Raw genomic sequence first — 5795 nt, 5'->3', positions numbered from 1 at the left:
TCACGCGCACGCCGAATGCGGTTTGCGGTAATCTTCGCGCTTGGCCACTCACCAGGAAACGCGAGGAACTCATGGAGCGGGGGTGTCCTCCTTGCGTTGTCGACCTCCGTTGCCTTACCGGTGGCGATGGCAGCAGGACAATGGCAGGCTCGGGGCGCGGCACCGCGCCGTGCTCATGCTGATCAAGGAAGCGTCCAAGCTTGTCGAACTCGTACGGTTTCTGCAAAGGTTCATGAAGGGCGACATCCTGAAATTTTTGCGGAAAGCTGTTCCGGTTCGCGAGATATGAAAAAGCACTGATTCAGGCAGTAAGCAAGATCATCGGCAAGCTTGTCAAGGCACTGCCATTCATCTGGAAAGTCTGGGGTTCCATTCGGGGCGAAAACCACGGTTGCCACGTTGGCCGACTGGGGAAAAAGAAGTTCTACAATGTTCAGCGAGACGCGCTTAAACAGGTTCCAAAAGCGCTGGTAGAACTCGACGCAAGGCTGGCGAAAGCAGCTCGGCGCAGACGGCGCCGAAAGCAAATGCACACCGTGGCTGCCGGTGTTCAGACAGGAAAAGCCCCTGGCGGGCGGCCAAAGCAATCGGTTAACAGATACTCCGGCAAGGCTGCTGGAGAAGGCTGAGGGAAAAACATCGAAAGCAAGCAGTAAAGCAGCGTCTAATATTCAGTGCCGAACAGGTCGCCTAATTGTGAGCCTGAATTAAACCGGCCCATCTAAAAGCGATCCAGAGTCGATCAAATCATCCGGCGAAACACCTGCAATAGAGAGGAGGCAGCAAGCGGCGACGTCACTATAGCCGCAGAACGTGCAACGGATTTACGCATGTTGTCCAATGAGGCGAAAATTAATGAGGCACGTGCTGTTTTACAGCCCTCACGTAGACGCGGCAAAGGATGCGAAAACAGTGGCGGAAAAGGAAGCAGCAATGAATTCGATTATCGCGAGACTCGACGTCACTTCCGATAAGGAAAAAATGTTTTGGTCAGGAAATAAGGATCTGGCGGCGAAAAATCGCGAGCGGAAAAGGGAAAATTATTTTAGAGCAGACGCGCAGGCGGCAGAAGTAATCGATGACTGGGACGAACTGAACAAGACATTCTCGCGGCGATTGCCCAAAGATATGGGGCCCCCACGGTTGGAACTTGTGGGGCTGACGTTTCTTCAGAGTACGCAAAGGAGGCAACTGGTGGGTGAAATTGAAATTATACAACATTTTTGAGAAATTCCCGGCCGGTGGTCCTACGTGGAGAAGAAGGGAACTGGACAACGATTGTTGACGAGGGTAAAAATACTTACTCTACGGGAAAATTTTGGGATCGATAGTCTGCGTATACACTAGCGACCACGAGAGCCTGAAACTGCATAGCGACCAAGAGAACTGTTCCATGACGCTGGCGTTCGAAAAATTCATGAAGCAATGCAAAATGACGCAGTGAAAAAGCCGACGGTTATTCTCAAGACGTATTGCAGGGCTGGATTGACAAGAGCAAGAGGGTCGTATTGAATTGCTGGTAACGGCTAATTGGTCGAATGGCTTTATTTTCACGTCGATACGACAAAAGCGCTCAGTAATTCGCCAGAGAAACTAAAGTACGCTGTGCGGCAATCCGTATGCCGATCGCCTAAAATTTTCAACAAAAAATAGTCAAATGCTTTCCGCGATTAGCTTTACGAGGCGCATGCTTCATGGGCATCCTAGCAAGTGCCTGAGCGGGTTAGGCCTCTTGTGCGACCGCGATTGCATCGCACCGCCACAAAACGAGGATAACAGTTGCTTAAAAAACGCAACTGTATTTTCGTTTTGTGGCGTGCGATGTATTGCATCCACAACAAGAGGCCTAACCCGCTCAGGATAACTAGGATAATCATCAATCATGTGCTTTTGGTAAAGCAAATCGCCGGAATATTTGACTATTTTTTGTTGAAAAATATAGGCATCCCCATACGGATTTCCGCGCAGTCTACTTTCAGTTTCTTTGGCAATTATAAGCGCTTTTTCCGTATCGAGAAAAAAAAGCCATTCGATTGCCCATGGAATTTCCGTTACCAGCAATTCGAATACGACCTTCTTCTCTTCGTCATCCAGCCCTACAAATACGTCTTGACTATAACCGTCGGCTTTTTCGCTGCCTGTCATTTTGTATTGCTTCATGAATTTTTCGAACGCCAGCGTCATAGTGCCTCCTCAAATAGTTCTCTTGCCGTTGCGCTATCCGGTTCGACTCTCATTGTCTCTATTATATTGCCCAACTTATCCATCCCAAAAATTTTCATTGAGGTAACCTTACCCTCGTCAACGATCGTTGTCCACTCCCTCTTCTCCACGTAGGACCACCGGCCGGGAATTTCTCAAAATCTTGTATAATTTCAATTTCACCAGTTGCCTCCTTTGCGTACTCTGAAGAAACGTCGCCCCACAAGTTCCAACCGTGGGGGCCCATATCTTTCGCATCCCACGAGAATGTCTTGTTCAGTTCGTCCCAGTCATCGATTACTTTTCCGCCTGGCGTCTGCTCTAAAATAATTTTTCCTTTTCCGCTCGCAATTTTCGCCGCCAGATCCTTATTTCCTGACCAAAACATTTTTTCCTTATCGGAAGTGACGTCGAGTCTCGCGATAATCGAATTCATTGCTGCTTCCTTTTCCGCCACTGTTTTCGCATCCTTTGCCGCGTCTACGTAGGGCTGTAAAACAGCACGTGCCTCATTAATTTTCCCCTCATTGGACAACTGCGTAATCCGTTCACGTTCTGCGGCTATAGTGACGTCGGCAACTGCCTGCCTCTTTGTATTAGGTGTTTCACCAGATGATTTGATCGACTCTGGATCGCTTTTAATGGGCCGGTTTAATTCAGGCTCACAATTAGGCACCTGTTCGGCACTGATATTAGACGCTGCTTTACTGCTTGCTTTCGATGTTTTTCCCTCAGCCTTCTCCAGCAACCTTCCCGGAGTATCTGTTAACCATTGTTTCGCCGGCAATTCCGCCAGGGCTTTTTCTGTCTGAACACCGGCAGCCACCGTGTGCATTTCTTTTGGCGCCGTCTGCGCCGATACTTTCGCCAGCCTTGCGTCGAGTTCTACCAGCGCTTTTGGAACCTGTTTAAGCGCGTCTCGCTGAACATTGTAGAACTTCTTTTCCCAGTCGGCCAACGTGGCAACCGTGGTTTTCACCGAATCGAAATATTGCAGACTTTCCAGATGGATGCGCAGTGCCTTGACGATCTCCACAAGCTTGCCGATGATCTTGCTTACTGCCTGAATCAGTGCTTTTTCATATCTCGCGAACCGGACACTCCGCAAAAATTTCAGGATGTCGCCCTTCATGAACCTTTGCAGAAACCGTACGAGTTCGACAAGCTTGGACGCTTCCTTGATCAGCATGAGCATGACGGCGCGCAGTGCCGCGCCGAGCTCCGAGCCTGCCACGCCGCCGACGACAGCACCGACGCCCAATGCGACTGCACTGCCTGCTGCCATCGCCACCGGTAAGGCAATGACGATCAGACAAGCGCAAAGGAGCACCCACTCCATGAGTTCCTCGCGTTTTTCCTGGTGAGTGGCCAAGCGCAAAATTACCGCAACCGCATCGCGTGCGCTGGTGACGATGACAACCCCAGGGATAAAGCTGACCAGCATGTCGGCAACGACAGCGGACAATGGGCGGTGATCGGCGAATTCTCCGAAGAGGACTGAACGGAGCCATTCCATGCCGCCGACGACATGGCCCCAGGCGTCCGCGAGGACAGTGTGCCGATCCGGTGCCGAACGGTCCTGATTCATGCGTCACCATTCTTCGTTACGCTGACTGGCGTCCAGTTCAATAGCTCATGAACATCTTCATGCAGTTCCGCTGCCACAGTGGCGCTTACCTGCATAGGCTTGTAGTCGTATTCCACTTTCGCTGCAGTTCCGGCGGGAACGCCACTGATGCGGGCGATACCTTGAGCATCGAGCGTGCCTTTGCGAACGCTACCGTCACTCAGAGTCGCCTTATATGCGGCACCCGCCAGCGGCACGCCCCAATCGGTCAAATGACGAAATTCGAGATCCGTCTTTTGCAGATCGGCCTTGAGCAAATGCGGCATCACATAGGAATTTGTGGCGGACCTGTCGAAGCTATGCATTGACGCATGCGAGATCCACTTGCCCGACGTGCCATTGGTGATGCCGGAAGAATCAATCCTCACGAACGATCCGCCCGCCGAGATGAGCACTTCTTCTTTCGCATGGATCTCGATGCGCGCTGTGGTCGACAACAGACGCACGACTTTTTCCGCGATAAGATCGAGGTCGCTGGCTTGCGCCTGCACTTCGACTTTGCCTTTCGCCGAAAAAAGTTTGATGCCTGCGTTGGAAGCGAACAGGCTGATTTTTTCGGCTACGCTGGCGAGCAGGCTTTTCCCCGCTGCGACATTGATGTCCGTGCCGGATGACAGCGTCACGTGATCGTTCGCTTGCACATGTGTGCCTTTGGCGCTGACGAGGCCGATACCTGCAGGAGACGCAGCCAGCAGGATCGGCTCTTTGAAGCGATTGACGTCACTCTGCCCGGCGCCATCGTAACGATCTTGTGTCGTGTCGATGAACGTGTCGAGGGCAACATGCCCGGTCAAAGGTTCGGCACCCGCTCCGGATGCCGTGTCAGACAGATTTTTTGCAAGCGCTGCGCCTGCTTTCAGTTGAGTGGTAGCCTCCGCCGCGTCGAGTTGCGTGCCTTGCGCGCCAGGGCGGCCATACGTGCTGATGTATAGCCCCTTGTTTGTAACGATGGCGCCAAAATCGTCGGTACTCAACGCAAAACCTGATCCATAAAAACGGGTTCGTTCATTGCCGTATTGAGTGACCAGATAGCCGAGATTCAGCTGTGCATGGGCATTCGTACTATAGAGTTGTACCCTGTTTTGATTGGTCGTGTCGTCAAGAACGAGCTGATTGAAGCCGCTACCTTTATATTCCTTCGATTTGTAGCCCGAGAGCCTGCCGTTAGTGTGCCATTGCGGAACCTGATCCTGGTTATAGAGTCGCCCCGTAATGACGGGTCGGTCCGGGTCGCCGCCCAGGAATGTGACGATGACTTCCTGCCCGATGCGCGGGACATTGAGCCCGCCCCATCCCTGGCCCGCGTTCGGATAGCTGACGCGTACCCAGCAAGAGGCTCTTTCGTCACCCAAATTCTGGCGATCCCAGTAAAACCGGACTTTAACGCGGTTGAGATAATCGGTATAAATCTCTTCGTTCGCAGGGCCGACGACGACAGCGGTCTGCGGATGCAGCGTCGGCTTGATATGCTCGATCGGGCTGCGAAAAGGGACGCTGCGGCGCTGGACTTCGAAGCGATTGAAACAATGACCTGCGTAGCCGGCATCTTTCGGCTCCGCGCTTTTCACATCGCCTTGTACAGGCGTCCGCCCGATGGCGGCCTTGAACGCCTCCAGGCGCGACGAAAGGCTTCCGGGGAACTCCCGAATGTTGTTCGACAGCGGCAAATTGTTCTCAATAAACCAGTCGACCGCGACAACGACAAACGTGCGATCTTCCTCAAGGTCGTCGCGATGTGCTGGATGACTTTCCAGGACAAACCAGTTGCCTACGGGCAGAGAGCGTGTGCCGGACACACCGTGGAACCGTGTCATGCTGGATTCCCATTCCTCCACCCGGATACGCGACTTCTTGTCTCCCTGTTCTTGTCTCGGATACGTGTATGCACCCGTGTATTCATAGACTTCCAACTGGCTCGGCAGATTGCCCTGCTCCGGAAGGACGCCGGTATTGCTCTGTTTCTGGG

General features: G+C 52.5%; 5 protein-coding genes. 1 reads left to right on the top strand and 4 read right to left on the bottom strand.

From position 1 onward, the window contains the following. Positions 1–230: 230 nt before the first annotated feature. Positions 231–533: a hypothetical protein gene (locus tag ACWNCF_RS02395; RefSeq protein WP_449405886.1), complete on the bottom strand. Its 303-nt coding sequence runs from the start codon at positions 531–533 to the stop codon at positions 231–233. Between the two features lie 322 nt (positions 534–855). Between ACWNCF_RS02395 and ACWNCF_RS02390 the strand changes: the two genes are divergently transcribed. Then, complete coding sequence (locus ACWNCF_RS02390; protein ID WP_449405885.1) at positions 856–1227, top strand: hypothetical protein; 372 nt, start codon at positions 856–858, stop codon at positions 1225–1227. A gap of 465 nt (positions 1228–1692) precedes the next feature. Here ACWNCF_RS02390 and ACWNCF_RS02385 read toward each other — a convergent pair whose 3' ends face one another. From ACWNCF_RS02385 to ACWNCF_RS02375, 3 genes are all read right to left on the bottom strand, one after another. Next, positions 1693–2184, bottom strand: coding sequence for a hypothetical protein (locus ACWNCF_RS02385; protein WP_449405884.1), 492 nt, complete (start codon positions 2182–2184; stop codon positions 1693–1695). A gap of 94 nt (positions 2185–2278) precedes the next feature. Further along, positions 2279–3790: a hypothetical protein gene (locus tag ACWNCF_RS02380; RefSeq protein WP_449405883.1), complete on the bottom strand. Its 1512-nt coding sequence runs from the start codon at positions 3788–3790 to the stop codon at positions 2279–2281. Beyond that, a partial coding sequence (locus tag ACWNCF_RS02375; RefSeq protein ID WP_449405882.1) for a DUF2345 domain-containing protein occupies positions 3787–5795 on the bottom strand: 2009 nt, incomplete at its 5' end. The genes ACWNCF_RS02380 and ACWNCF_RS02375, both read right to left, overlap by 4 nt.

The sequence above is a fragment of the Massilia phosphatilytica genome, assembly GCF_977014125.1.
The sequence above is the reverse complement of the archived record's forward strand: the minus strand, read 5'-3'. Positions and strand labels throughout refer to the sequence as shown.

Excerpts from the sequence above, each read along its gene's own strand:
- ACWNCF_RS02390 (WP_449405885.1), top strand. The coding sequence starts at position 856 with ATGAGGCACGTGCTGTTTTACAGCCCTCACGTAGACGCGGCAAAGGAT.
- ACWNCF_RS02380 (WP_449405883.1), bottom strand. The coding sequence starts at position 3,790 with ATGAATCAGGACCGTTCGGCACCGGATCGGCACACTGTCCTCGCGGAC.
- ACWNCF_RS02385 (WP_449405884.1), bottom strand. The coding sequence starts at position 2,184 with ATGACGCTGGCGTTCGAAAAATTCATGAAGCAATACAAAATGACAGGC.